Origin of the sequence: Glycomyces albidus (assembly GCF_009451885.1) — a bacterium.
Lineage (GTDB): Bacteria > Actinomycetota > Actinomycetes > Mycobacteriales > Micromonosporaceae > Glycomyces > Glycomyces albidus.
In genome coordinates, this window is record NZ_WIAO01000002.1 from 145365 (window position 1) to 170015 (window position 24651).

The window sequence follows — 24651 nt, forward strand, 5'->3', positions numbered from 1 at the left end:
AATGGAAACCAAAGAACTCTGGTTCGTCACCGGCAGCCAGCACCTGTACGGGCCCGAGGCGATCGAGCAGGTCGCGCAGAACTCGGCGGACATCGTGGCCGGGCTGGACGGCGCCGCCGCGATCCCGGTGAAGGTGGTCGCGAAGCCGGTGCTGACCACGCCCGAGGAGATCCGCCGGGTCCTCCTGGAGGCGAACTCGGCCGACGAGTGCATCGGCGTGATCGCCTGGATGCACACGTTCTCGCCGTCGAAGATGTGGATCGCCGGGCTCGGGGCCCTGCAGAAGCCGCTGCTGCACCTGCACACCCAGCACAACCGCGACCTGCCGTGGGCCGACATCGACATGGACTTCATGAACCTGAACCAGGCCGCCCACGGCGACCGCGAGTTCGGGTACATGCTCACGCGCCTGCGTCACCGCCGCAAGACCGTGGTGGGGCACTGGGGCGACCCGAAGGTGCAGGAGCGCGTCGGCAACTGGGCGCGTGCGGCCTTGGGCTGGAACGAGGTCCAGAACCTGAAGCTGGTGCGCTTCGGCGACAACATGCGGTACGTGGGCGTCACGGAGGGCGACAAGGTCGAGGCGCAGATCCGGCTCGGCGTCGAGGTGAACACGTACGGCGTCAACGAGCTGGTCGAGCGTGTCGCGTCCATTGAGGACAAGGCCGTCGACGAGCTGGTGGCGGTCTACGAGGCCGACTACGACGTGGTGCCGGAGCTGCGCGCCGGCGGCGCCCGCCACGAGTCGCTGCGCGATGCGGCCCGCATCGAGCTGGGGCTGCGCTCGGTCCTGGAGGAGCACGGCGCGAAGGCGTTCACGGACACGTTCGAGGACCTCGGGAAGCTCAAGCAGCTCCCGGGCATCGCGGTGCAGCGTCTCATGGCCGACGGCTACGGCTTCGGCGGCGAGGGCGACTGGAAGACCGCGGTCCTGGTGCGGCTCATGAAGGTCATGGCGCAGGGGCTCCCCGGCGGCACGTCCTTCATGGAGGACTACACGTACAACCTCGGTTCGGAGACCCCGCAGATCCTCGGCGCGCACATGCTCGAGGTGTGCCCGACGATCGCGTCCGAGCGGCCGAAGGCGGAGATCCACCCGCTCGGCATCGGCGGCAAGGAGGACCCGGTCCGCCTGGTCTTCACCGCCCCGCCCGGCCCGGCCCTCATGGTCGGCCTGCTCGACCTGGGCACGCGGCTCCGCCTGGTGGCCAACGAGGTCGACGCGGTCGAGCCCGACGAGGACCTCCCGAACCTCCCGGTGGCCCGCGCCGTCTGGGTGCCCCGCCCGGACCTCCAGACCTCGGCCGAGGCCTGGCTGACGGCCGGCGGCCCGCACCATACCTCGTTCACGCAGGCGTTCGGCCGCGAGGTCATGGAGGACTTCGCCGAGATCGCCGGCGTCGAACTGGTGACCATCGACGCCGACACCAACGCCCGCGAGTTCAAGCAGGAACTGCGCTGGAACCAGGTGTACCACCACCTTGAGGGCGGCATTTAGCGACGCATGCAGCGAGGGGCGGGCCGGCACGGGCCCGCCCCTCGCTGCGTACGCGGTCAGCGCCAGGCGTCGACGAGGTCCTCGGCGGAGTAGACCGCGGACCACGGGCCGGGTTCGCTGCGGGCCCTGGAGACGCCGATGAGCGGGGTCTCCTCGGTGGCGCCGGGCACGCGGCCGGCGGCCGCGGCCAGGGCGGTGAAGTCCTTGCGGGCGAGCGGGGCGCTCTCGTGCCACTTGACGGATCCGAGGAAGCCGATGCGCTTGGCGATCGGCGCGCGGTCGGCGCCGACGAGGTCGATCTCGACGCTGTTGGTGCGGGTCCAGTATCCGCCGACTTCGGCCGACCAGTCCGGGTTCGCCCATGCGGCGTCCGGGGCCGTCCGCGCCAGCGACTCCCGCACCAGCGGTTCGACCGCCCGGCCGCGCCAGGCCGGCCAGCCCGTGAGGATCCGGCGGACGGCCCGGTCGCCGCGCCCGCGCTGCACCATGCCGAGGACCGGTTGGAGCAGGTGCAGCCAGAACCGCAGGTACGAGTCGGTGATCCGGTATCGGGTCTCCTTGGACGGCTTGACCGACAGGGGCACCTCGGCGGCGATCGCGCCCTTCTCGGCGAGCCGGTTGAGCGAGCGCGACAGCGTCATGCGGCTGACGTCGAGGTCGGCGAGGATCGACGTGAAGGTGCGCTCTCCGGAGGCGATCGCCGACAGCACCTGCGGCGCGTACGTCTCCGGCGGGAACTCGCCTGCGATGGCGAGCTCTCCGGCGGTCACGAACGGGTCCGCCGGGTCGGCGAGCGACTGCTCCAGGAACGCTTCGAGGTTCGCCCCGCGCCGCCACTGGAGGCACAGCCGCGGCATCCCGCCGGTCACCAGCCTGGCGTCGATCGCCTGGGCGGGGGGCAGGCCGGTCATCTCCTGTACGTCGGCCACGGTGAGCGGTTCGATGAGGACCGGGTTGCCCCGCTGGTAGAAGGGCCGCTCGTACGTGTTCAGCGCTTCCATGATGGACAGGTCGGAGCCGACCAGGAGCAGGAGCACGGGCTTGCGGGACATGGTCCGGTCCCAGACGGTCTGCAGGCTTCCTTCGAATCCCTCCACATGCTTGGCGAGGTAGGGGAGTTCGTCCAGGACGACGACGCTGGGGCGATCGGCGGGAAGCAGCTGCGCCAGCATGCGCAGCGCGTTGTCCCACGAGCCGGGGGCCGTGCTGAAGGACTCGGCCTCGGGGAGGTCCGAGGCGAGGACCGCCTGCGTGAAGTTCTCCAGCGCCTGGACGGCCGAGAGGTCGGAGGCGGTGAAGAACACCGAGGGCGCGTCCAGTCCGCGGACGAACTCCTCGATGAGGCGCGACTTGCCGACCCGGCGTCTGCCCCGGATGATGAGGCACTGCCCTGGCTGCCCGCCGCCGCGCGCGGCGGCCGCGTACCAGCGGGCCAGTGTGGCGAGCTCTCGCCGACGCCCGTAGAAGTCCATCGACCGCACCTCGGATCCGAAGAGTATATGACGTGGTACTCACATGATCGGTACTCTCTCACCAAAGAGTACCGCATCAGATACTCTCCCGATCCGAGTCCGTCCACCTCGCCGGAATCGGGGACGCCGGCGACGGCGCGATCAGCCCCGAGCGTCTCCGCAATCGGGCCGGCATCGGCTCCGGCGGCCGCTTCGGGGCCGGCCGGCTCAAGCGTCCTGGAGCCGCCTTCGCACCCATTCCTCGGTGAGGATCGCGTCCCAGGCGATCTCGGCGGCCCCCGTCAACGGGCCCGCCTCGCCGACCGTTCCCGCGACGATCCGGGGCGGGTCGGTGCGCCGGAACGCCATCAGGCCCTCGGCGCAGTGCGCCTCGATCACCTCGCGCCGCAGCCTGATCAGGTCCACGCCGAGCCCGGAGAGGCTGATCGCCTCCGGGTCGAGCGCGTTCGCCAAGGCGCCCAGGCCCCTTCCGAGCGCCGCCGCGTTCGCGTCGAGGGCGTCCGCCGCCTCGGTGTCGCCGTTCTCGGCCCGCCGCAGGATCTCCCGGGCCAGCTCCCGGCCCTCGCCGTAGCCGGGGCGGGCACCGAAGCGCCGTACGAGCGCGTTCGCGCCCACGTCGAGGCTCCAGCAGCCGCGCACGCCGCACATGCACTCGAGTGCGGACCCGGTGAGCGGCATGTGCCCGAACTCGCCGGCGATGTTGTGGGCGCCGCGCTGGGCGTCGCCGCCGATCAGAAGCGTTCCGCCGATGTCGAAGTCGATGTGGAAGTGCATCGCGGTGCCCCTGCCGCGCAGCGCGCCCCGGCGCGCTTCGGCGAGGCCCGCGAGCCGCGCGTCGTTGTCGATCACCGTCGTCGGCCAGTCGGCGCCGATGAGGCCGCCGAGTTCGACCTCGTCCCAGCCGAGGTGCGAGATGTGGAGGCGGTGCCCGTCGCGGATCGGCCCGGAGGTGGCGAAGCCGAGCACCGCGAGCCGGTCGGTCTCGTGCCGTGCGACGGCGGCGCGGATCTCGGCGAAGACGCGCGGCGTCCGGTCGTGTTCGCCGCCTTCGAGTTCGGTGGCCGCGCCGCCCAGCTCGACCGAGGCGAGGGTCCAGGTGTCCTCGCGGAAGTCGACCGCGAACGCCAGGGGCCCTTCGGGATGCGGGACCAGCATCGTCGTCGGCCGTCCGCGGCCGCCGGCCTCGGCGGGGACCTCGTGCAGCAGCCGCGCCTGCTCCAGTTCCGCGACGAGTGCGGCGGCGGTGTTGCGGCCGATGCCGAGCAGCCGGGCGGCCTCGGCCCGCGTGAACGGCGCGGCCGCGTCGTGGACGGCGCGCAGGAGCCGGACCAGGTTGCGGGCCCTCAGATCGGCGCTCGTCATCGTCTGCGACATGAAGGGATTATGGCAGCCCCGAAATTTTTGCGCACACCGCGAACATAATCGTTGACGGCGGACGCGAGCCCCTGTTATGTTCTCACTGAGAACAAAAACTTCGACCCGGAACCAGGACCCATGACTGACCCGACCGCGCTCCGCCGCGCCCGACTCGGCCTCCACGGCGCCTTCGCCACCTCCGGCTTCGTCATGGGCGCCTGGGCCGCCGCACTCCCCGGCATCGACGCCCGCCTCGACCTCGGTGAAGCCCGACTCGGCACCGCGCTCCTCCTCGTCCAGCTCGTCGGCCTCGGCGCCATGGCCGTCGCCGGACGCGTCGCCGACCGGATCACCAGCCGCCGCCTCCTCCTCTGGACCGCCCCCGCCACCCAGCTCATCCTCATCGCCCCCGCGATCGCCCCGAACTACACGACCCTCCTCGGCGCCGTCGTCCTCTACGGCATCGGCGTCGGCCTCATCGAAGTCGGCATCAACGCCCACTCCGTCGAACTCGAACAGCGCTACGGCCGCCCCATCATCTCCGCCTTCCACGGCCTCTGGAGCCTCGGCAGCGCCGCCGCCGGCGCCGCCACCTCGCTCCTCCTCGGCCTCGGCCTCGGCAACCAGGCCATCCTCATCGCCGTCGCGGTCGCCTCCACGATCCTGATGGCGCTCTGCACACGTCCGCTGCTGCCGCCACCGGGTCGAGACAACACCGGCGGCAGCAGCGGCACCCCGCTCGGCACCGCCCGCATCGGCGCCGTCCTGCTCACCGCCCTCTTCCTCCTCGGCGCCGGCGGCACCCTCGTCGAGTCCGGCGCCATGGACTGGGCGAACCTCCACGCCGCCAACGTCCTCCACGCCGACGACGCCCTCGCCCCCCTCTCCTTCACCGTGTTCGCCTGCGCCATGACCGTCTTCCGGCTCCTCGGCGACCCGATCCGCGCCCGACTCGGCCCCGGCCGCACCCTCGCCTGGGCCGGCGCGCTCGCCGTCGCCGGATTCGCCGGCGTCATCGCCTCCGGCACCGCCGGCGGCCTCGCCCTCGCCTGGACCGGCTGGATCCTCGCCGGCACCGGCATCGCCGTCATGGTCCCCGTCGTGTTCAGCGCCGTCGGCCAAGCCGGAGGCGCCCCCTCGGACGTCGCCCTCATGTCCATGTCCGGCTCCGCCGGCCTCCTCATCGGCCCCGCCGCCATCGGCTACCTCGCCGAAGGCACCAGCCTCACGATCGGACTCATCGTCCCCGCCGTCCTCGCCGTCTTCCTCACCGTCGGCGGCCCCCTCACCATGCGCCGCCTGGCGCGGCGAGCGCCACACCCCGAACCCGTCGCGGCCGGCGCCGGAGCGCACGTATAGTTGCCAGCGCAGAAGGGGAGTAGCTCCCAACGCTGCGGTCGACACACTGGCGCCCCCGGGCGCCCGGCCGCACGGCCTCGAACCCCGAGGCGAGCGAGACCTTCGACCAAGGCCGCACGGCCGGGTCGAGGTCCTGCCTACCCTCCTCCCGGCCGCAACACTGGGAGGATCACCCTCAATGGAACCACTGCTCATCGCCGCCGCCGTCGCGTTCGGCGGGGTCTTCGTCGGCGAACTCGGCGACAAGAGCCAGCTCATGGCCCTCACCTTCGCCACCAAGTACCGGCTCCGCACCGTCGTCCTCGGACTCGTCATCGCCATCGGCGCGCTCATCGGCCTCTCCGTCGGCGTCGGCGCCGCCGTCGGCAACCTGCTCCCCACCGACTGGATCCGCCTCGCCGCCGCCGTCATGTTCATCGGCTTCGGCCTGTGGGGCCTGCGCGGCGGCGGCGAAGACGACGACGACGAAGGCCCCGTCAAAGAGCGCCGCACCGGCCTCCTCACCGTCGTCGCCGCCATGTTCCTCGCCGAGTTCGGCGACAAGACCATGATCATCGCGATGGGCATGGGCGCCAGCTACAACCCGTGGGGCGTCTGGATCGGCGGCACCCTCGGCATGCTCGCCGCCGACCTCCTCGCCGTCTTCGCCGGCGCCTGGGTCGCCGCCCGCATCCCCGAGAAGGTCGTCCGCTACGTCTCCTCCGGCCTGTTCCTCGTCATCGGCGTCCTCCTGGGCGTCGAGGCCGTGACGGCGCTGGCGGGATAAGCTGGCGGTCATGCCGAAAACGGACGAGATCGTGGACACCGCCGTCATCTACACCGACGGGGCCTGCTCCGGCAACCCCGGCCCCGGCGGATGGGGCGTGTACTTCAAATGGGGCGAGCTGGAGAAGGACCTGTATGGCTCCGACCCGGCCACCACCAACAACCGCATGGAGCTCATGGCCGCCATCCAGGCCCTCGAGACCCTCAAGCGGCCCATGCGCGTCGTGCTCTACACCGACTCGTCGTACGTCCGCAACGGCATCATGACCTGGATGAACGGCTGGAAGCGCAACGGCTGGGTCAACGCCAAGAAGGAACCGGTCAAGAACGCCGACCTGTGGCGGCGCCTCGACGAGGCCGCCGCCCGCCACGAGGTCGACTGGCGCTGGGTCAAGGGCCACGCCGGCGACCCCGGCAACGAACGCGCCGACAAGCTCGCCTGCCAGGGACGCGACGAGGCCGCCGGCCGCCGCTGACGACCTGCCGCACGGCCCACACCGTCCCGGGCCGCGCCGCCGATCCACGATGAGAATGGAACAATCACCACCATGAGCGACCAGGTACCGTCACGATTCTCCGGAGGCGTCGACCTCAGCACCCTCGCCGCCGCCGCCCAGGCCCAGCAGGCCGCCCAGGGCGCGTCCGGCGACCCGGGCGTCGTCGCGATCGACGTCACCGACGCCACGGTCCAGAGCGAAGTCCTCGAACGCTCCCTCGAAGCGCTCGTCGTCGTCGCCTTCTGGGCCGACCAGGTCCCCGAGAGCCTCCAGGTCCGCGACGCCCTCCAGAAGCTCGCGAACGAGGCCGGCGGCGCCTGGGTCTACGCCCGCGCCGACGTCCTCCAGAACCAGCAGCTCGCCGCCGCGCTCCAGCTCCAGGCGCTCCCGGCCGTCGTCGCCCTCGCCCAGGGCCGGCCGCTCGACCTGCTCCAGGGCCCGCAGACCGAGCAGGGCCTGCGCCAGTGGATCGGCCGCATCACCCAGGCCGCCGGCATCGACGTCCCGCAGCCGGTCGACCCCGAACTCGCCAACGCCGAGAACCTCATGGTCAACGGCGAACTCGACGCCGCCGAGGCCGCATACGACAAGTACCTCAAGAACCACCCGGCCTCCGGCGAGGCCGAGGCCGGGATCGCGCAGGTGCGGATGCTCCGCCGCGTCGGGGCCCTCCCCGACAACGCCGTGGCCCTCGCCGACGCCGACCCCGACAACATCGAGATGGCGCTCGCCGCGGCCGACCTCCAGCTCCTGTCGGGGCAGGCCGCGGCCGCCTACGATCGGCTGATCACGCTCGTGGCCAAGAACACCGGCGACGAGCGCGAACGGATCCGCAAGCGCCTGATCGAACTGTTCACCGTGGCCGGCACCGACGACCCGGACGTGGCGAAGGCCCGCCGCAAACTCAGCGCCGTCCTCTTCTAGACCCGAACCGCAAGGGCCCCAAGCGCCTTCGAAACCTCCACGGCACCGCGGTGCCGTGGAGGTTCGGCTGTTCGGAGGAGGTAGATCACCTGGTGCCGCGGCGTCTGCTGTGCCAAGCTAGCGGAACAGCGAACGGTGGGGGAGGTGAACGGTGCCGGCGACTCGGACGAGACGCGTGGCCGTCCTCGACGCGCCCTCGAATCTCGGCCTCCGGCCGCCCACCCCGCACACCGTCCCCGGCTGCGCGAAAGCCCCCGGGGCCCTTCGCGACCACCGCCTCGTCGCACGCCTCAACGCGCTCGACGCCGGGTGCCTGACACCGCCGCGCTTCGACGCCTCCCCGTGGCGCCCCGGCGACGGCGTCGGCCAGGCCAAGGCGATCGCCGAGTACACGCGCCGGCTCGCCGACCGGGTCGAGCGCCTGTGGCAGGAGCGGCGCTTCCCGCTCGTGCTCGGCGGCGACTGCTCGATCCTGCTCGGGCCCGCGCTCGCGGCCCGGCGCCGCACCGAACGCGACCGCAAGCCCCGCGGCCTGGTGTTCATCGACGCGCACTCCGACTTCCGGCACCCGGGGAACTCCCAGTACGTCGGCGCGGCGGCCGCCGAGGAGCTCGCGCTCGCCACCGGGCGGGGCCAGCCCGACCTCACCGACATCGGCGGACTGCGGCCCTATGTGGACACCGATCATCTGGTGATGCTCGGCCTGCGCTCGGACGACCCGCACCGGGTCGAACTAGAGGCGACGGGCATCGCGCTGCGCACGGTCCCGGCCCTGCGCGCCGGCGGCGTCGGCCGCAGCGCCGAGTGGGCGCTCGACGCGCTCGGCGACGTCGCGACCTTCTGGCTCCACGTCGACGCCGACGTCCTCGACCCGTCGGTGATGCCCGCGGTCGACGGCCCGGCGCCGGGCGGCATCTCCCTGGGCGAACTCAGCCAGATCGTCGCCACCTGCGCCGCCGACGACCGCTGCGCCGGCATGGACCTGACGGTCTTCGACCCCGACTACGACCCCGACGGCGAGTACGCGAAGGCCCTCACGGACCTCCTGGTCGAGGCGCTCCAGTAGGCGCGACTCGTTCATCCTCATCCGCGTCGGCCTACTGAATCGTCTTCGGCTGAATAGAGCCCAGCCACGCCGCCCGGACTTCACTGCTGCGGAGCCGCGCCCTTCGTACCTCGACACTTTTCTCAGTCCTGCCCATCAGCTTTGCCGCCTCGGCCACCGAATGGGTTCGGATCAGTTCGTCTTCCTCAGGCGTCCATTGTTTTCGGACGATGTTGTAGCGGTAGGCGTTCGCCGGATCAGGGGTCCACGCGGCGACTTGTGTCGCCGCACGAAGCTTCCGACCGATGCTGACAGTATCGGGCGAGTGCCACGCCCACGCGGCAAGAGCTGCAGCTGCGAGGTTGAGCACCAGGATGTTCGCGACGCCATCGCGCTGGTTCAGCCTGGGGCTCCGCGTAACGCCGCAGACCTCTTGGACCACTTCGCAGTAAAACTCGGCCATCGGCTTGCTCGCGGTCACGAAGCTTACGAACGGCGCGCCCTTGCCCGTGAATCCGACGGCGCCATCGCCATCGAGCAGACCTCGCACGTAGTCGGCCTTCGCGAACGGTGGTTTCAGCGGCTCTATGATTCGCGACTTACGGCCCGGTGGCACACCGAAGTCAGCGATGGCTCGCCGTGTCGACTGGTCGTAGAAGGCGAGGGTCGCCGACGTGTACTCCTCCATGAAGTTTGTACTTCTAGTCCTTTGCCGAATCGACGAATAGCAGGGCAGGATCGCTGCGAGCTTGGGCAGCACATCCGCATCACGCACCGAAAGCTCCAACCGGACCTTGCCCTTCCCGTTAAGGGAGCCGTGATGCGATCCGTCCGTCTGCAGTAGGCCGATGAGGTACGCGATTTCTGGTTTCGTAACGCCAAACATGGAGCAACCGTAGAGTCGCCGGCGGACAGTCCAGGCGACGTAAGTTCGGCGTAAGTGATGGAGATCCCAACGGGTGCACGGGGAACCATCTGTCCCATCTCCGCCAGGTCGTCTGCGTCACGGGCTGATCGCCACCCGACGGGCCGGACGCCCGCGAGTCCGGCGCGCCGGGGTCGCTCGGCTGGACGGCCGGACATGGCGGACGTTCGGCTGCCTTTGACCACAAGGGGTTTCGGTTCGACCACTGCAGGTTTACAGTCGGTGGCCCGCCCGTCTTTCGATCTGAGAGTTGCCCCTCCATGAGCGATCCGTCCTTCAGCGACCCCGAGATCAACCGGACGCCCTCCGGCTTCACCGGCCCTGAGCAGCCGACGGCGCCCCAGTACCCGCCGCCTCCCCCGCCCGGCGACGGCACCGGCGCACAACCGGCGACCGGTGCTCAGTACCCGCCGCCCCCGGTCTACATCCCGCCCGCGCCGCAACCACCGTCCGCGCCGATGAGCCCGGCGAACGGGATGGGCCTGACCGCGCTCGTCCTGGGCATCTCGGGACTCGCGACGAGCTGGATCCCATTCCTCGGCTGCCTCGGCCTCATCGCGGGCGTCCTTGCGATCGTGTTCGGCGCCCTCGGCCTCGGCAAGGCCAACCGTGGCCAGGCCACGAACCGAAGCTCGGCCGTCGCCGGGCTCGCCACCGGCATCTTGGCCGTCGTCGTCAGCCTGGCGGCCGCGATGGCGTTCTGGAGCCTCGGCGATCCCGAACGCGTCGAATTCTCCGACGAGGGCGCTGGCGACACCGGTGAGTCCGATGTGGATGAAAGCGCGGACGGCGGCGAGCCCGCTGAAGCGGCCGAAGAACCCGAGGGGGTCGGCGACGGCCAGTGGGAGGTCGGCACCGAGATCCAGCCGGGCACGTACGTGACCACGGCCGACAGCATCCTCGGCTGCTACGTCGAGCGGCTCTCCGGATTCAGCGGCGAGTTCGAGGACATCATCGCCAACACCTTCATCGCGGACGACACGAGGGGCCGGTTCACGATCGCGGAGGACGACGCCGGCGTCGAGTTCTCCGGCGGATGCGAATGGGTGCCCGCGACCGAGGCCACGCTCGCGGCTCCCGGGGACGAGGTCGGCCCCGGTTTCTGGGAGGTGGGCACCGAGGTCCGGCCGGGAACGTACGTGACCCAGGCGGAGGAGGGCATCCTCGACGGCTGCTACGTCGCCAGGCTCGCCGGTTTCAGCCTGGAGGTCGACGACGTCCTGGCCAACGAGTTCATCGAAGGCGGCGCCCAGGGCCGCATCGAGATCGCCGACTCCGATGCCGGCGTCGAGTTCAGCGGCGACTGCGTCTGGACCCTCGAGTAGACGAATCGACCCGGTTCCGCACGAGGAAGGGGCGCTTCAGGGCGCCCCGAAGCACGTGACCTGTCGCCCGATGAATTCCGGGCCTGCGCCTCGTCTGCATCTATGCGGCCGCCTGGCCGCCTGATCGGGTGGAGGGTGCATGTCGGAGCGAGTGGAGCTCGGGGTCGAGGAATTCGGGGACGCGGGGGCGCCTTTGGTGCTGCTCGTGGGCGGGCCCACCATGCTGTCGTGGCCCGACCCCGTCTGCGCCGCGCTGGCGCGGGGCGGGCGGCGTGTGGTCCGGTGCGATCTTCGGGACTGCGGTGCGTCGACCACCGTCGATCCCGAGTCGCCGGCGTACACGCTGCGGGACCTCGCGGCCGACGTCGCCGAACTCGCCGGTCGGCTCGACGTGCGGCCGGCGCACCTGGCGGGCATCGGGGTCGGCGGGATGGTCGCCCAGGTCGCGGCGCTCGACCACCCGGAGGCGTTCTCGGCGCTCACACTCGTCGGGACGCGGCCGGTCGCCCCCGGGCCGGTCGATGCGGACCTGCCCGACCACGACGGCGCCACGATGCAGCGGCTGTTCGCGCGTCCGATGCCCGACTGGTCCGACCGCGACGCCGTGGCCGATTTCGCCGCCGCCGGCGCGGCGATCCTCGGCGACGACCCGGACGCGGCACGGGCGAGGGCCGAACGCATCTTCGACCGGGCCCGGGACACCACCCCCGCAGTCCAGGCGGCCAACCACCTCGGCATGGTCTTCGCCAAACTCGACTGCAGCCCGCGCTGGCGCGAGCGCCTGCCCGGACTCGCCGTGCCGACACTGGTCGTGCACGGCCGCCGCGACCCGTTCTTCCCGGTCGGCAACGGCGAAGCGCTCGCGCGCGAGATCCCCGGCGCTCGCCTGCTCGTGCTCGAACAGGCCGCGACCGCGATCCCAGAAGCGGCGGCGGACGAGGTCGCCGCCGCGATGCTCGCCCTGCAGGCCGGCGCGGACGCCTGATGCGGGCGCCCAGACATATGCCGGCGGTTCCACCGTCGAATCAGGATCGTCCGACATGACCGATGACGCTGAGGCGCTGGCCGAACGTGTTCGCGCGCTGGCCGACGGCCGACCCGGGGTGGTCGGGCTCGCGCTGCGGCCGGAGGACGACTGGGTGTCCGGGACGTTCGCGTTGACCGTCAACGAGCACCCGGCGGTCGTGGTGCTGTCGGACGGGGGACTCATGGTGCGGGTCGCGAAGGCCGATCACGCCGTGTTCGGGGCCGAGCCGGGGGTGCGGCCGAAGCCGTTGAATCCCAGAGGTGCGGGCGGCTGGCTCAGGGTCGCCGTCTCGGCCGACGCCTCGGATGCCGAACTGCGCGCGTGGGTCGAGCGCGGCCTCGCGTTCGCCGGCACCCTGCCGCACCCGGACGAGTACTCCTAGCGTGCCGGCCGTCGTTGCAGGCGCCGTCGCGGTGTCTACCGTGCTTCGGCGCCACCGCCTTCCAGCGTTTCGCGGTACGGCGCCATGATCGCGAGCACCTTGTCGAGCGATCCGGCGTCGAGCCAGAGGTCGTACCACTCGTTGTCGGCAGGGTCGTCGGTGACGCGCTTGAGCGTGCGGAGGGCGGTGGCGCGGAGGGCTTCGGCGTCGAACGGGTGGGCGTCGAGGACCTCGGTGGCGCGTTCGCCGGGGGAGGGCGCCCCGAGGCGCATCGCGGTGAGGACCGCGGCGCCCACGGCGCCTTGGCATTCGGGGCTCTCAAGGTACTCGGTCTCGTCGAGGACGTCGATCATGGCCGATCTGAGGTGCGCGGTGTTGGCGTCCGCGTCGTCGGTGAGCGCGTCGAGGCAGTCCCACGCGCCGTCGTTGTCGAACGGTCCGTAATCCCAGGCGCCCATGTGCCGCTCCTTCGGGGGTCGATGGTGGTGCGAGCGAGTGTAGGCGGCGGGTGCGACGACGGTACCCGGCTTCGCGGAGGCGGCGCTGCCGTTCGCGGCCAGCGCGTGCGGCGTTCGAGCCTTATGCTGAAGTTCCCGCTGTTCTATGAGGATTGCGCGATGACTGACCCCTTCACTGACCTTCCCATTGCCCCGCAAGGCGATCGGCCGCCGCAGAACGGCCTCGGCAACGCGTCGCTCGCTTTTGGTCTCGTGGCGCTCGCCACGACGTGGCTGCCGGCGCTGCTGGGCCTGATCGGGTTGATCACCGGTGTGCTCGCCGTCGTGTTCGGCGCGATCGGGCTCGCCTGGGCCCGCACCGGTCTGGCGACGAACCGGGGTACGGCGGCCGGCGGCCTGTTCAGCGGCCTTGGCGCACTGACCGTCATGGTCTTGATCTTCCTGATCGCGAGTTCCGGCGGCCCGTTCGGGGCGTGACGCCTCCGTCCGGGGCGCGGCCTCGCCGTCCGGTGCGCCCGCCGGTTAACCGCTGTCGTCGGAGCCGGTGCGGCGCTTATGCTCCACGGCGTGGAGTTCGAGGAGTTCGCCGGATTGGATCACCGCGGGGCCGCCGGGCGGCTGCTCGCGGCGGGATGGAACGTCTGCGGCATCGGGGACTGGGCCTTCGTGTGGCGCTCGCCGGACGGGCGGCTGGTGGCTCGGGTGTGCGCGTTCGAGCCGGGGTACGGGGTGTTCGTCGAGCTGTGCCGGGCGCTTCCCGGGCATTCCATGCTGCCGCGGATCCGGTTCGACGCCGAGTTGGCGGGCGGGGGCCGGTTGACCGTCATGGAGGCGCTTCGGCCTGCTTCCGCCGAGGAGCGCGAGTCCGTTCTGGCGCGGTGGGAGGCCGCCGCGCCGGATGATCCGGTGTCGGCGGTGCGGGCCGAGGCCGAGCGGTTGGATGCCGAAGCGGCCCAGCGCATTCCGTTCTGGGGCGGGCTCGACCGGAATCCCGGGAACGTCATGCGGCGCTCCGATGGCGGCCTGGTGCTGGTGGACCTGTTCTACGCCAACGGCCTGGAGATCTACCGGGCGCTGGTCGGCGACCCTGCGAAGGTCGCCGCCGCGTTCCCCGCCGAGAAGCGGGTCTTCATCTGCGACATCGCGGTCATCGCCCGCGAGTCGTCACCCGAGGAGATCGCCGCGCTTCGCGCCGCCGCGGCTTCGATCGCCTGAGCGCCGCTGGTCGAGCCGGGGGGCGGCGCCCTTGCTCCTCAATCGGCGGGCGTCGGCGGCGCGCTGATGAGCGGCAGCACGATCTGGTCCAGGAATTCGTCGATGACCTCGTCGTTGGCGGGTTCGGCGCGGGTCAGGAAGTAGTGGGTAAGAAGGGTCGGGGCGAGGTTCACCACGCGCGGGTTGAGCGCCTCGGGTCTGACGGTGCCGCGGGCGATGCCGTCTTCGTAGATCTTGGCGAAGATCCTGATGCGCGGCGTCTCGATGCTGGTGCGCAGTTCCTCGGACTCGGCGGAGGTGCTGCGGAGTTCGCCGACCCAGCCGCGGATCGCCTCGCCGAACGGCGTGGCCTGCTGGGCCGCGATGTGCCGCATGATCGCGCGGAGGTCGCCGCGGAGGTCGCCGCTGGGTTCGAAGTCGGGTTCGACCTCGGTGGCCTTGTGGCGTGCGGCGGCCTGGACGAGGTGGGCGCGGTCGGGCCAGCGCTTGTAGAGGGAGGCCTTGCCGGCTTTGGCGCGCGCGGCGACGGCTTCCATGCGGAGGTTGGCGTAGCCGACCTCGGCGAGTTCCGCGAGGGCGGCGTCGAAGATGGCTCGTTCCAGGTCGTCGCCGCGCCGGCGGGCCGGTGTGGATTCGCTCACCATGATCCTTCCGATAGTGAACGGTGCGTTCACTACATGCTAGCTTGAATAAGAGACGCCCCGTTCACTACTCGATGCGTCCCGGAAACCGCCACGTACCCGGCCGCCGAGCCCCAGCGCCCCCGGCCGTTCCTCCGAAACACCTTAGGAGGCCGTCCCTTGACCGCCGTATCCGACGCTCCACCGCAGGCGCCCATGACCCACCGCGACGTCCTCAGGGCCCTCTCGGGCCTCCTCATGGTCCTGTTCGCGGCGATGGTCTCCTCGACCGTCGTCTCCGTGGCCCTCCCGCAGATCGTGGGCGACCTCGGCGGCACCCAGTCCCAGTACACCTGGGTCGTCACCGCCACCCTCCTCGCGAGCACCGCCTCCACCCCCGTCTGGGGCAAGCTGGCCGACCTGTTCGACAAGAAGCGCCTGCTCCAGATCGCCATCCTCATCTTCGCCGCCGCCTCGCTCGCGTGCGGGCTCGTGCAGAACACCGAGCAGCTCATCGCCCTCCGCGCCGTCCAGGGCCTCGGCATGGGCGCCCTCCAAGTCCTCGTGCAGGTCATCATCGGCGCGATGGTCAGCCCCAAGGAACGCGGCCGCTACAACGGCTACCTCGGCGGCGTCATGGCCGTCTCCACCGTCGGCGGCCCGCTCCTGGGCGGCGCGATCACCGACGCGAGCTGGCTCGGCTGGCAGTGGTGCTTCTTCCTGGCCGTCCCGATCACGGTGATCGCCTTCGCGATGCTCTCCCGCACCCTGCACCTGGACGAGGCGAAGCGGACCGACACGAAGGTCGACTACCTCGGCGCGGTCCTCATCGCGGCCGGCGTCAGCCTGCTCCTCCTGTGGGTCACGTTCGTCGGCGACGACTTCGCGTGGATCTCCTGGCAGACCCTCGCCATGGCCGGCGGCGCGGCCGCCATCCTCGCCGCGGCGGCCGTCGTGGAGACCCGCGTGAGCCAGCCGGTGGTCCCGCTGCACGTCCTCAAGCGGCGCGACCCGGCGCTGGCGACGATCGCGAGCCTCGCGGTCGGCATGGCCATGTTCGGCGGGGCGGTGTTCCTGGGCCAGTACTTCCAGATCGCGCGCGGGTTCTCGCCGACCGAGGCGGGCCTGCTGACGATCCCGATGATGTTCGGCGTGCTGGTCGCGTCGGCGGTCGCGGGGCGGCTGGTGTCGAAGTCGGGGGGCGTGAAGCCGTACATCGTGGCGGGGACGCTGGTCCTGACCGCCGGTTTCGGGATGCTCGCGACGATCGACCACGAGACCTCCCTGGTGTTCATGGGCTTCGGGATGTTCGCGGTCGGCGTCGGCGTGGGCATGTCGATGCAGAACCTGGTCCTGGTGGTCCAGAACTCGGTGCCGCTGCGCGAGCTCGGCGCGGCTTCGGGCGCGATCACGTTCTTCCGCTCCCTGGGCGGCACGATCGGCGTCTCGGTCCTCGGCGCGGTGCTCGCGAACCAGGTCGCCGACAAGATCCGGGACGGCCTGGCCGCCTTGGGCATCGACGCGGCGGCCGCCGGCGGCGCCGGTTCGAGCCTCGACATGGACGCGATGCCTGAGCCGATCGCCGTGATCGTCCGCGCCGCCTACGGCGACGCGACCGGCCACCTGTTCCTCATCTCGGCGTGCATCGCGGCCGCAGGCTTCGTCGCCGCGCTGTTCCTGACGCCGGTCCGCCTGCGCGAGACCGTGGACCTCGTCGAAGAGATCGCGGTCGGCGAGGAGACCGTCCTGGGCGCCAAATAGCCCGGCCCCTACCGTTCCAGGTCGGGTCGCTCGGGCTGCGGGCAGGACCTGCGCACCTCGTCCCATTCCTCCGGCGTCACGAGCGCCACGACATCGGCGTAGGGGTCCCAGATCGCCGTCCCGGAGGACGCCAGCTCGGCGACGTAGGCCCCGCGGCTCGGCGGTGCGGAGATCGAATAGCCGAGGTCTTCGAGGCATCCGGCCGACGCCACCATGAGGTCGAAGAACGTTCCCGCGGTGTCCTCGTCCATCGGAGGCGGCGGCCGATCGAACCCGTGCTCGGCCCAGCAGGTCTCCAGGTCGCTCTGGTACCGGTCGGCCTGCTCCGCCGGATAATCGGACTCGATCTCACCGAACTCGTTGAGGTCGACCTCCCAGCCGAGGTCGGTCATGCACTGCCGCATGATCGCTCCGGCCTCCATGGTGGAGATGAGCGGCATGTACTCCTGTGCGGTCCCGTCACCCGGCTCCGGCTCGTCGGCGGAGCAGGCCGACACCAGCAGGAGCCCGCTGAGCAGGGCGGGAACCGCCCCGCTCAGCAGAGGATGAACGCCCGCTCTCACAGACAACGCGCCCCTGCGCGATCGAAGGCGTCCGCCACGACGCTCCACCTCGAGATCGAGTTGAAGGTCGTGCGGGTGTAGACGGTCGTCGGCGAGGTGGTCGCGCCGGAGCGCCGCACGGTGTCGTAGCCCCTTGCCACCAGGTGGGACCAGTCGCCGACCGTACCGGTGCTGTAGACGGCCACGGACTGGCCGGGCCCGCAGGTGACCGAGCCGCCGCCGGCCTCCTCGGCCTGGGCGGGGGACGCCATGGCGACGCTCAGGACGGCGGCCGCTCCGACGACGGCCGCGGCCGTGGCGAAGCGCCGCAGCCCGGCCGGTTTCCCGGTGGATTCGCGTGGATTTCGTGACATTCGATTGCCTTTCTCTCGATGGAACGGCGCGCCGGTCGCGACTGCGCCTCATGTGCCGGCGCCTTCTGAGTTGGGATCGGGTCTCTCGGTGAGACGGGTGTTCCAGTTGGCGAGCCGATTCCGTTGCGGTCAAGCGGTCTCAGCGCGAGCGCCGAGGAAGCCGCAGCTCACTTCTCGTAGCAGTTCGCGTAGGCGGTGTTGAAGTCCGCCGCGGTGACCTTCCAGTCGCGAACGGTCGACCATCCGAAACTGACGCGAATGGTCGCGGGTGACATGGCCAGTCCAGTGCGCGTGCGCGCAGAGCCGCTGCTCGGCCAGTGGGTGTGCGCGTAGTTGCCGACGGTCGAGGTGCTGATGGTGACGACCTTGTGCGTGCTGAAGCAGCTCGTCGGGTGTCCCTCGTACGTCTTGGCCTGGGCGGGAGCGGCCAGTGCCGCCGAAGCCGCCAATACCGCGCCGATGACCGTGGCGCGGACGGCCAGCCGGCGCACGATTCCGAGTCGCTTCGATGATTGCGGTGACATTCGATCGCCTTCCTGTTTCGGAGCCGGCGTCGCCGCGTGCCGTGCAAGCGCGTCGCGGCGACGCAGGTGGGTTCGCTCCCAACGATCGAGGCGGTCTGCACGGATGCCGCACGAGTCGCGCACGGCCCGTTGTGATCCCGGTCCGTCCCGACTCGAATGGCCGCAGGGGACGCGATCCAGCGTCGGGGCCGGCTCCCGCTGACCGAGACGGTGTGACTCGGCAAGGGCGCCGGTCCGCCCGCTCTGGCGGCGCGGCGGGCGCCACTGGCTCCTCGCCCGCCTTCGATCCCGAATCGGCCGACTCACAGCCCCTGTTTCATCGCCTACGGGCCGCGCCGCTCGAACTTGACCGACATGGCAGCGCCAGGATTCGCTGGAGATCGAGGAGCGCTACCAGCAGGCCAAGACCCTGCCGTCTCGACCAAGCAAGAACAACGCCAGGCCAGGCGAAAACACTAAATTCGACTGCATCGATGAGCCTGGCAGGCCCAAAGGTCCTTCGCGGATCCTGAATACCCCCACTGGAACACCGGCGACGCCAGTGCGACAGTGTGGTCTGAGAACTTGCGACTGCGGAAGCGATCATCGATCGTCTCTACCAGCTGACGCAGCTCTTGAGCCGAACGGCGGGGAAGCCGGTGGATGGCGATCTCCAACAGCTCTCGGGTCGATGGCCCCAGACAGCCGCACTCGCACGCGAAGTCCGGAGCCAGCAGAAAACGAGCCGGGCCACTTGCTCGACGCTGCCATCGCTTGAGCGCCGAAGCTACGGAACCAGTCCTGAACTGCGGATCCCGGTGTTCAAGACGCCGGATCGCGGCAGCAAGGGAACCAGAAACGCCAGACAATCGCGGCGGTGGATACAGGCCCCACTTGCCGGGGCGAGGGCGTTGAAGCGCGCGAACACGCGCCGGCGACCTACGCGGCATCGCCCTTTCTGCACGAGGTCAACATGCCGATCATTATGCGCCCTGCGCCGCTGAGGCCACGACCTCGCCTCCACCAATCCCAAATGCTGCAGCGGTACCAGGGCCTGTCCGGTGAATCCCGCCCGCCGCGTCGCCGAACGACCCGGCCATCACACCGGCGGCAGGGTCGCCAGGCGCTCTGCGGGCGAACAGCCGCGACCCGAATCGCCTTGCCGGACGGCCCTAGTCGCGGCCGACCCAGGTGGCGAGGTCGACCTCGTTGCCCTCCGGGTCGGCGAGCGTCCAGTGCATCGGCGCGAACCGGTCGGTGACGAGCGTGCCGCCGGCGGCGAGCGCCGCGGCGACCCGCGCCTCCGCCTGCTCGTGCGGGACACCGACATCGATGTGGATGCGGTTGCGGCCCTTCCGCATGACGTCCATCTGCTGCACGAAAACCGGCGGGTACAGCCCGTCGGGGTCGGCGATGTCGGAGTCGCCGACCATCTCGTAGCCGAGGACGGCGCACCAGAACGCCCGGACCTTGTCCACGTCGAGGGCGTCGATCGCGAACTCCCAGGTACGGGTGGAGCCGGGGTCTGCGTGGACGCCGAGCGCCGCGGCCGCCGCCGAGATCTGCCGCGCGAGTTCGAGATCGGCGTCCGTCAAGGACCAGTGCTCCTTGGTGACCAGCCGCACCTCGAGCACCGCGGAGCGCAGGTTGAGGTCGGGATGGTGCCCGGCCGCTTCGGCGAGCCGGCCGATCTCGTCGACGAGTCGCACGCCCGTCGCGAAATCGCCCGTGCGGTACAGCGCGAACGCCACGGACCACAGGACCCGCCAGTCGTCGACGCCGTCGGCTTCGTGGAACTGCTTCGGTGTGATGAAAGCTGTCATGGCGCGATCGTAGAAGCGCCGACCGACAGGCGAGGCCGTTCGCTCGACCTCGTTTCGGCATTACGGGCCGGTCCGAACGGCATTACGGGGCCGGTCCGACGACGCCTCAGCGCCCGAGCCGCCCTGCCGGGACCGGTCCCGTCCCGGTTCGCTTACGGTGGAACGGTGACCGCCGACAACGCCCCCGCCGACGACGCCGCATCGGGCAACGCCGCTTCCGGACCTGCATCAGACAGCGTCGAGCCCGGCCGTGTCGCGCCGGCCGGCTCCGCTTCCGGCGCCGCCTCCGACAGCGTCCCTTCTGGCCGTGCCGCCTCAGGCGACGCTGCTTCCGACGGTGCCGCATCGTCCACTGCCGCATCCGAGGGCGCCCGATCCGATTCCGACCCGACCGACCCGACCGACCCGACCGACCCGACCGACTCCGACAGCCTGGAACTGACCCCGCCTCCGCCGCCCGAGACCGGCGGCTCCAAGTGGATGCCGCTGGGCGTCGCGGCCGTCGCCGCCGGGCTGCTCGCGGTCGCGGTGGTCGTGTGGCAGCCCTGGGACCGGTACGGTTCGACCTGCTGGGAGTCCGATTCGAACCTCATCGACGACGAGGCGCGCCTCTGCTACACCATCCCCGAAGGCTGGGACCGCATGAGCGACAGCGAACTCGAGGACAGCGTGGCGTCTTCCGGCTTCGACGTGCCCTCCTCGGGCGTCCTGTACTCCGAGGACGGCGTGTTCGCGCAAGTCGAGGTGCACTCGCTCGACGCCTACTTCGGGGACGGCGAGATCGAAGGCGACTACGACCCCGACGAGGAGCTGCAGATCAAGGCCGAGCTGGTGACGGTCCGATCCCAGGCGATGTTCGAGGGGCACGACTCAGTCGAGTCCGACCCGCTGACCATCGACGGCTTCGAGGCCGCCACGGCGTCCGCCGACGCCCCCGACCCCTTCGGCACGGACATGCTGGCCGATTCGCCCGATGTGAGCATGTGGGTCCGCACCACGATCGTGGACCTCGGCGACGAGCAGTCGGTCCTGTACTCGATGGCGCTCGTCTCGGCCGCCGACCTCCGAGGCGAATCCGGAGCCATCGCGGAACTCAACGAGGTGCACGACTCGATCGAAGTGCTGGACTCCTAACCTCGTCGCGTTCGAAGCGGACGCGACGCCGCGACCCGTTTGCCGAAGAAATTCGCTTTGCGGCGCTGGGAAGATCGGGTCGTGCACCACGATCCACTGACGACCCGCGCCCGGACCCTCTGGCAGGCGCTCGCCGCCGCGCCCGTGGCCTTCCCGTCGAACGGCGGCCTGCAAGTGGTCGCCTCCCCGGGATCGATGATGTGCCCGCCCTCCTGGACCGGAATCGTGGCGCTCGGCGATGCCGCGATCGCGACCGTCCCGACCGATCGCGCGGCCGAACTCGTCCAGCGCGCACTGCGCCCCTTTGACGTCGAATCGCTCACCGACCCGACGGTCATGGCGAAGGCGCTGCCGGTCCGGGACGTGCTCGGCCCGGCGATGCTCGCGTACGTGTCGAGAGACGCGTTCACCCCGCCGCAGCCGGACACCGAGGTCGAACGGCTCCCGCCCGAGCACCCGGATCTCCAAGCGCTGCTGGACTCGGCCGGGGAGGACGACGCGGACGAAAGCGGCATCGCCGAGATCACCTCACCGGCGTTCGTCGTGCGCGAGCACGGGAGGGTCGTAGCGGCGTCCGGGTACCGGTTGTGGCCCGAGGCGACCGCGCACATGTGCGTCCTGACCGCCGAGGCCGAACGCGGTCGCGGCCTCGCGAAGCGGGTCGCCGGCGCCGCGGTGGCCCATGCGCTCGCCGCCGACCTGCTGCCGCAGTGGCGGGCGAGGCTGGAGGCCTCGCGCCGCGTCGCGCGAGCACTCGGTTTCCGGGAGTTGGGAGGCCAGTTGAGCGTCGACCTGGATCTCGATCGGTTCGAGGCGTCCGGCCCGGGCTGAGCCCGGGTCTGGGCCACGGGCGTCGATTCAGGCGACCGGATACCGGGGGAGCGCCGCGATCACAATGGCAAGGTCGTCTTTGCGGGCCGGCCAGGTCTTCACCGCCACTTGGACGCCGTTCGGCAGCGCCCGCATCAGGTCGCCGTCATTGAAGTAGATCCGCTCGCCGACCGGGCCGCCGTAGACGCGGTCCTTGATGCCGAAGATGTCGATCATGCGCAGCTCATCGGTCGCGGGGTCGTACACGAAGTAAGGCCGGGTGAATTCGAGGACGCCCATGATGGCCTGCAGGGCCCCGAAGACCAGGAACCCGATCCCGCCGACGTTGTCAAGGCCGAAGGTCAGGAACGAACCGCCCGTAATGACGAGCAGGCCGCAGGCGAACACGACCGAGGGCGAGAACGCGCGGCGCCGAACCGCGATCAGATGGGGTCGAGGGCCGGTCTGCATCTCGCTCCAATTGCCGCTGCGGTGAAGTATGAAGACGGCCCGAGCGTACACGCCCGGGCCTGTCGAGAAGTCGGTTGTCAGTCGCGCTCCGCGGCGCGGAGGAGGCTGGTGAAGTCGGTCCGCTCCAGATCGAAGACCGGGGAGGCATCACCGAGCTTGCTGTCCCGAACCTGGAAGCCAGATGAAGCGGGTCGGGCCTCGACACAGGCAGAGTCCTGTGCGCCGCTGCTTCTCCTGGACTTGCGCCAGGGCGCCACGCGGGCTTCAACGCAACCGGAATCCTGTGCGCCGCCGCTTCTGCTGGACTTGCGCCACCCGGCTTGGCTCATAGCTTGAACTCCTTAATCGACCTGGCCCGGTCTGCCACCGAGGCGAGCGCGTTTCGGTAGTACTTCACGGACTCTGCCTCCTCGAAGTATATGTAGGCGTTCTGCGCTTCGACGTAGACGATATCCGGATCGTCTTCGGCCGGAAAGGAGAGCAGGAAGAAGGGCAGGTGCATCAGCGGGGGCGGCCCTTCTGAGAAAGGCAGGTACCGCACCGTCGCGTGGTCGAGCGAGTCCGCCTCAATCAGTCTGTCGAGCTGCTCGGCGTCGCAGCCGAATCGCAGAGCCGCCTCGCTCAAGAGGAAATGATGCTCCGGGCCGTCGCCTCCCCAGAACGGCTGCTGGCTGCGAAGTCGTTCCTGGGTCTCCTGTTCGGCTTCCAGCTCGCTGAGATTGTGATTCCGCCCGAAAAGCATTCGCATGTGCTTCTCGGTCTGAAGCTGACCTGGGACGAAGGTCGACTCGAACTGGTGAACCACACTCGCGCGCAGTTGTAGTTCGCGGAAAGCCTTGAAGCCGAACAGGCTCCGCCCGCGCGGCTGAGTCCATGTGGTTGCCGGTCCCAGCCGCCATAGGCGCTCGAGCTCGAACTTCTCCTCCCTGGGCATCCCGTAGAGATCGCAGAGCGACCCGATGGCCGGGAACGTGATCGAGGTGGCTTCGCCGTCCTCCAATCGCTGCGCGGTGCGGGTCGATCCGACCCTCGCTGCGATCTCCGGGTGGCGCAGCGCGAGTCCCGCCTTCCTGCGCGCGAGCTTGAGCTTGCGGCCGATGAGTTTGCGCCGCATGGGAGTCTGTCGTGTCGCGTCGTTACGCATTCACTCAGTAAAGCAATGACTACGGATTTCGCAACCCTCATCGATGTCGCGTTTCGTGTGGCGTTCGGCCGTGGCGTGTGGGCGTACTCCACACGCCACGGCCACGTGCCGCGGCACCGGGGTGTACGCCGATTGCGACACTCTGACCTGCGGTTTTGCTCTTGAATCGGTGTTGATCGCGCCCTACTGTCGACACATCGCGAGTCGCTTCGCGGAATCTCGCGACCGGAGGACCAATCTGAAATGGAGGCAGTGATGTACCGAGCAGGAGCACAGGAGGTGCGACGGCCGGATCCGTTGGAGCGCGGGCGGTTCAGCGACGGTAGCCGCGAATACGTGGTGTGCGCGTCGAGCCTGAGCGCGCCGGACTCGTTCCAAGTCTGGGTGAGCGGGAACCGGGCCGACATCGTGATGGTCGTGTCGGGCCTCAACTCCCGGGACCTGCACGCCACTTGGGGCGAGGAGTGGCGCACCCGGTCGGTCGAATGGCGGGAGTGGGCGCGGACCTGCGCCTTCCACGTCTTCCACAACGGCAGCGTCACGACCAGGGCCGGGATCAGGCACTGCGATGGTTGAGACGCCGCCGGCGCCTCCCGCGGCCGATGACGGCTGGCTGGGCGACTTCCGCAGGGGCCCAGCGGTATTCGCGGTGTTCCGGGTCGGAGTGGAGCACGGCCGGCACCCGTTGAGTCCGCCGGAGTACCGCATCGAGTGCAACGACGGCGCCGGCCCGCGGGAGATCTGCCGGTTCGTCGACGAGCCGGAGGCCGTCGTCGAGTGGTTCGGCGCCTGGCAGGGCGACGACTGGTGCGACTGGATCCTGGCCGAAGCCTGGAAGACCATCCAGAACCCCGAGCGGTGAGCGGCATCGGCCGCCGCCCGCGCGGCAGCGCGACCGCGTAGAAGGGGACGGGGGCGGCGGGCATGGTGGAGTCCGCCGCCCCGCTCACTCATTCGAGGGATACGAGGCGCTGGTGCCGAGGATGGCAGGGCAAGACGATGGAACCGGTCGGCGGGAAGCACCTCGCGAACCCGGCCGCCGGCAACCCGGGCGCGCCGGTGCCGACGCTCGCAGGAGAGACGATCAAGTCGGTCGACGGGATGCTCCGGAAGTCCAGTCCCTGCGTAGAGAGAGCCGGCGGTGACCCCGGGTGGGCGGGGTGATTCCGAAGGGCCCCAATATGGGACCCTTGTCGAGGGCAGATCGCCTCCCCGGACTCC

The 24651-nt window shown here is 70.4% G+C and carries 28 protein-coding genes; 16 read left to right on the forward strand and 12 right to left on the reverse strand.

The genetic code is table 11. From position 1 onward, the window contains the following. Position 1 precedes the first annotated feature (1 nt). Positions 2–1498, forward strand: a complete 1497-nt coding sequence (araA, locus tag GFD30_RS02360; RefSeq protein ID WP_153023607.1) for an L-arabinose isomerase — start codon at positions 2–4, stop codon at positions 1496–1498. Between the two features lie 56 nt (positions 1499–1554). Here the strand turns inward: araA and GFD30_RS02365 are convergent, their stop codons facing one another. Together GFD30_RS02365 and GFD30_RS02370 are read right to left on the reverse strand one after the other, a co-directional pair. After that, positions 1555–2970 carry an ATP-binding protein gene (locus GFD30_RS02365; protein ID WP_153023608.1) on the reverse strand — a complete coding sequence of 472 codons (1416 nt, stop codon included), beginning with the start codon at positions 2968–2970 and terminating at the stop codon, positions 1555–1557. A gap of 207 nt (positions 2971–3177) precedes the next feature. After that, a complete protein-coding gene (locus GFD30_RS02370) occupies positions 3178–4344 on the reverse strand; it encodes an ROK family protein (RefSeq protein WP_153023609.1) in 1167 nt (388 codons plus the stop codon). 120 nt (positions 4345–4464) lie between these two features. On the opposite strand from GFD30_RS02370, the gene GFD30_RS02375 reads away from it, so the two are divergent. From GFD30_RS02375 to GFD30_RS02395, 5 genes are all read left to right on the forward strand, one after another. Then, the gene (locus tag GFD30_RS02375) at positions 4465–5685 is read left to right on the forward strand and encodes an MFS transporter (protein ID WP_153023610.1); all 1221 of its coding nucleotides are present in this window, start codon (positions 4465–4467) and stop codon (positions 5683–5685) included. Between the two features lie 178 nt (positions 5686–5863). Next, entirely contained in the window at positions 5864–6451 is a 588-nt protein-coding gene (locus tag GFD30_RS02380; protein ID WP_153023611.1) for a TMEM165/GDT1 family protein, read from the forward strand. Between the two features lie 10 nt (positions 6452–6461). Next, positions 6462–6926, forward strand: a complete 465-nt coding sequence (rnhA, locus tag GFD30_RS02385; protein ID WP_153023612.1) for a ribonuclease HI — start codon at positions 6462–6464, stop codon at positions 6924–6926. A 72-nt stretch (positions 6927–6998) separates the two neighbouring features. Then, on the forward strand, positions 6999–7871 hold the full coding sequence (locus GFD30_RS02390; RefSeq protein ID WP_153023613.1) for a co-chaperone YbbN: 873 nt from the start codon (positions 6999–7001) through the stop codon (positions 7869–7871). A gap of 175 nt (positions 7872–8046) precedes the next feature. Beyond that, a complete protein-coding gene (locus GFD30_RS02395) occupies positions 8047–8937 on the forward strand; it encodes an arginase family protein (RefSeq protein ID WP_322632865.1) in 891 nt (296 codons plus the stop codon). A 31-nt stretch (positions 8938–8968) separates the two neighbouring features. Here GFD30_RS02395 and GFD30_RS02400 read toward each other — a convergent pair whose 3' ends face one another. After that, positions 8969–9802: a hypothetical protein gene (locus GFD30_RS02400; protein ID WP_153023614.1), complete on the reverse strand. Its 834-nt coding sequence runs from the start codon at positions 9800–9802 to the stop codon at positions 8969–8971. A 299-nt stretch (positions 9803–10101) separates the two neighbouring features. On the opposite strand from GFD30_RS02400, the gene GFD30_RS26120 reads away from it, so the two are divergent. The 3 genes from GFD30_RS26120 to GFD30_RS02415 all read left to right on the forward strand — a co-directional run bounded on the left by GFD30_RS26120 (position 10102) and on the right by GFD30_RS02415 (position 12575). Next, entirely contained in the window at positions 10102–11166 is a 1065-nt protein-coding gene (locus GFD30_RS26120) for a DUF4190 domain-containing protein (protein ID WP_194201818.1), read from the forward strand. A 139-nt stretch (positions 11167–11305) separates the two neighbouring features. Next, positions 11306–12151 (forward strand): alpha/beta fold hydrolase, encoded by an 846-nt coding sequence (locus GFD30_RS02410; RefSeq protein ID WP_153023615.1) that lies wholly within the window; start codon positions 11306–11308, stop codon positions 12149–12151. A 55-nt stretch (positions 12152–12206) separates the two neighbouring features. After that, positions 12207–12575 (forward strand): RNA methyltransferase, encoded by a 369-nt coding sequence (locus GFD30_RS02415; RefSeq protein WP_153023616.1) that lies wholly within the window; start codon positions 12207–12209, stop codon positions 12573–12575. Positions 12576–12610: 35 nt separating this feature from the next. Here GFD30_RS02415 and GFD30_RS02420 read toward each other — a convergent pair whose 3' ends face one another. Beyond that, positions 12611–13033, reverse strand: a complete 423-nt coding sequence (locus GFD30_RS02420) for a DUF4259 domain-containing protein (protein ID WP_153023617.1) — start codon at positions 13031–13033, stop codon at positions 12611–12613. A gap of 159 nt (positions 13034–13192) precedes the next feature. On the opposite strand from GFD30_RS02420, the gene GFD30_RS02425 reads away from it, so the two are divergent. Together GFD30_RS02425 and GFD30_RS02430 are read left to right on the forward strand one after the other, a co-directional pair. Next, positions 13193–13510 carry a hypothetical protein gene (locus GFD30_RS02425; protein WP_153023618.1) on the forward strand — a complete coding sequence of 106 codons (318 nt, stop codon included), beginning with the start codon at positions 13193–13195 and terminating at the stop codon, positions 13508–13510. 90 nt (positions 13511–13600) lie between these two features. Then, a complete protein-coding gene (locus tag GFD30_RS02430) occupies positions 13601–14248 on the forward strand; it encodes a hypothetical protein (RefSeq protein ID WP_153023619.1) in 648 nt (215 codons plus the stop codon). Positions 14249–14286: 38 nt separating this feature from the next. Here GFD30_RS02430 and GFD30_RS02435 read toward each other — a convergent pair whose 3' ends face one another. Then, the gene (locus tag GFD30_RS02435; protein ID WP_194201819.1) at positions 14287–14889 is read right to left on the reverse strand and encodes a TetR/AcrR family transcriptional regulator; all 603 of its coding nucleotides are present in this window, start codon (positions 14887–14889) and stop codon (positions 14287–14289) included. A gap of 195 nt (positions 14890–15084) precedes the next feature. On the opposite strand from GFD30_RS02435, the gene GFD30_RS02440 reads away from it, so the two are divergent. Beyond that, positions 15085–16629 (forward strand): MDR family MFS transporter, encoded by a 1545-nt coding sequence (locus GFD30_RS02440; protein ID WP_153023786.1) that lies wholly within the window; start codon positions 15085–15087, stop codon positions 16627–16629. 8 nt (positions 16630–16637) lie between these two features. Here the strand turns inward: GFD30_RS02440 and GFD30_RS02445 are convergent, their stop codons facing one another. The 4 genes from GFD30_RS02445 to GFD30_RS02460 all read right to left on the reverse strand — a co-directional run bounded on the left by GFD30_RS02445 (position 16638) and on the right by GFD30_RS02460 (position 19871). Beyond that, positions 16638–17069 carry a hypothetical protein gene (locus GFD30_RS02445; protein WP_153023621.1) on the reverse strand — a complete coding sequence of 144 codons (432 nt, stop codon included), beginning with the start codon at positions 17067–17069 and terminating at the stop codon, positions 16638–16640. Positions 17070–17188: 119 nt separating this feature from the next. Beyond that, positions 17189–17545 (reverse strand): hypothetical protein, encoded by a 357-nt coding sequence (locus tag GFD30_RS02450; RefSeq protein ID WP_153023622.1) that lies wholly within the window; start codon positions 17543–17545, stop codon positions 17189–17191. A 167-nt stretch (positions 17546–17712) separates the two neighbouring features. After that, positions 17713–18069 (reverse strand): hypothetical protein, encoded by a 357-nt coding sequence (locus tag GFD30_RS02455; RefSeq protein ID WP_153023623.1) that lies wholly within the window; start codon positions 18067–18069, stop codon positions 17713–17715. Positions 18070–19220: 1151 nt separating this feature from the next. Beyond that, positions 19221–19871, reverse strand: coding sequence for a VOC family protein (locus GFD30_RS02460; protein ID WP_153023624.1), 651 nt, complete (start codon positions 19869–19871; stop codon positions 19221–19223). 165 nt (positions 19872–20036) lie between these two features. Between GFD30_RS02460 and GFD30_RS02465 the strand changes: the two genes are divergently transcribed. Both GFD30_RS02465 and GFD30_RS27735 read left to right on the forward strand, forming a co-directional pair. Beyond that, positions 20037–21005, forward strand: a complete 969-nt coding sequence (locus tag GFD30_RS02465; protein ID WP_153023625.1) for a hypothetical protein — start codon at positions 20037–20039, stop codon at positions 21003–21005. An 81-nt stretch (positions 21006–21086) separates the two neighbouring features. Then, positions 21087–21836: a GNAT family N-acetyltransferase gene (locus GFD30_RS27735; RefSeq protein WP_322632866.1), complete on the forward strand. Its 750-nt coding sequence runs from the start codon at positions 21087–21089 to the stop codon at positions 21834–21836. A gap of 27 nt (positions 21837–21863) precedes the next feature. Here GFD30_RS27735 and GFD30_RS02475 read toward each other — a convergent pair whose 3' ends face one another. The 3 genes from GFD30_RS02475 to GFD30_RS02485 form a co-directional block, all read right to left on the reverse strand. Then, positions 21864–22286: a hypothetical protein gene (locus GFD30_RS02475; RefSeq protein WP_153023627.1), complete on the reverse strand. Its 423-nt coding sequence runs from the start codon at positions 22284–22286 to the stop codon at positions 21864–21866. 77 nt (positions 22287–22363) lie between these two features. Next, on the reverse strand, positions 22364–22615 hold the full coding sequence (locus GFD30_RS02480; RefSeq protein WP_153023628.1) for a DUF397 domain-containing protein: 252 nt from the start codon (positions 22613–22615) through the stop codon (positions 22364–22366). Beyond that, positions 22612–23430 (reverse strand): helix-turn-helix domain-containing protein, encoded by an 819-nt coding sequence (locus GFD30_RS02485; RefSeq protein WP_153023629.1) that lies wholly within the window; start codon positions 23428–23430, stop codon positions 22612–22614. Before GFD30_RS02485 ends, GFD30_RS02480 begins: the two co-directional genes overlap by 4 nt. Positions 23431–23709: 279 nt before the next feature. Here GFD30_RS02485 and GFD30_RS02490 point away from each other — a divergent pair, with 279 nt between their 5' ends. Both GFD30_RS02490 and GFD30_RS02495 read left to right on the forward strand, forming a co-directional pair. Beyond that, positions 23710–24006 carry a hypothetical protein gene (locus tag GFD30_RS02490; RefSeq protein ID WP_153023630.1) on the forward strand — a complete coding sequence of 99 codons (297 nt, stop codon included), beginning with the start codon at positions 23710–23712 and terminating at the stop codon, positions 24004–24006. Next, the gene (locus GFD30_RS02495; RefSeq protein WP_153023631.1) at positions 23999–24292 is read left to right on the forward strand and encodes a hypothetical protein; all 294 of its coding nucleotides are present in this window, start codon (positions 23999–24001) and stop codon (positions 24290–24292) included. The genes GFD30_RS02490 and GFD30_RS02495 overlap by 8 nt, the downstream gene beginning before the upstream one ends. Positions 24293–24651: the final 359 nt, after the last annotated feature.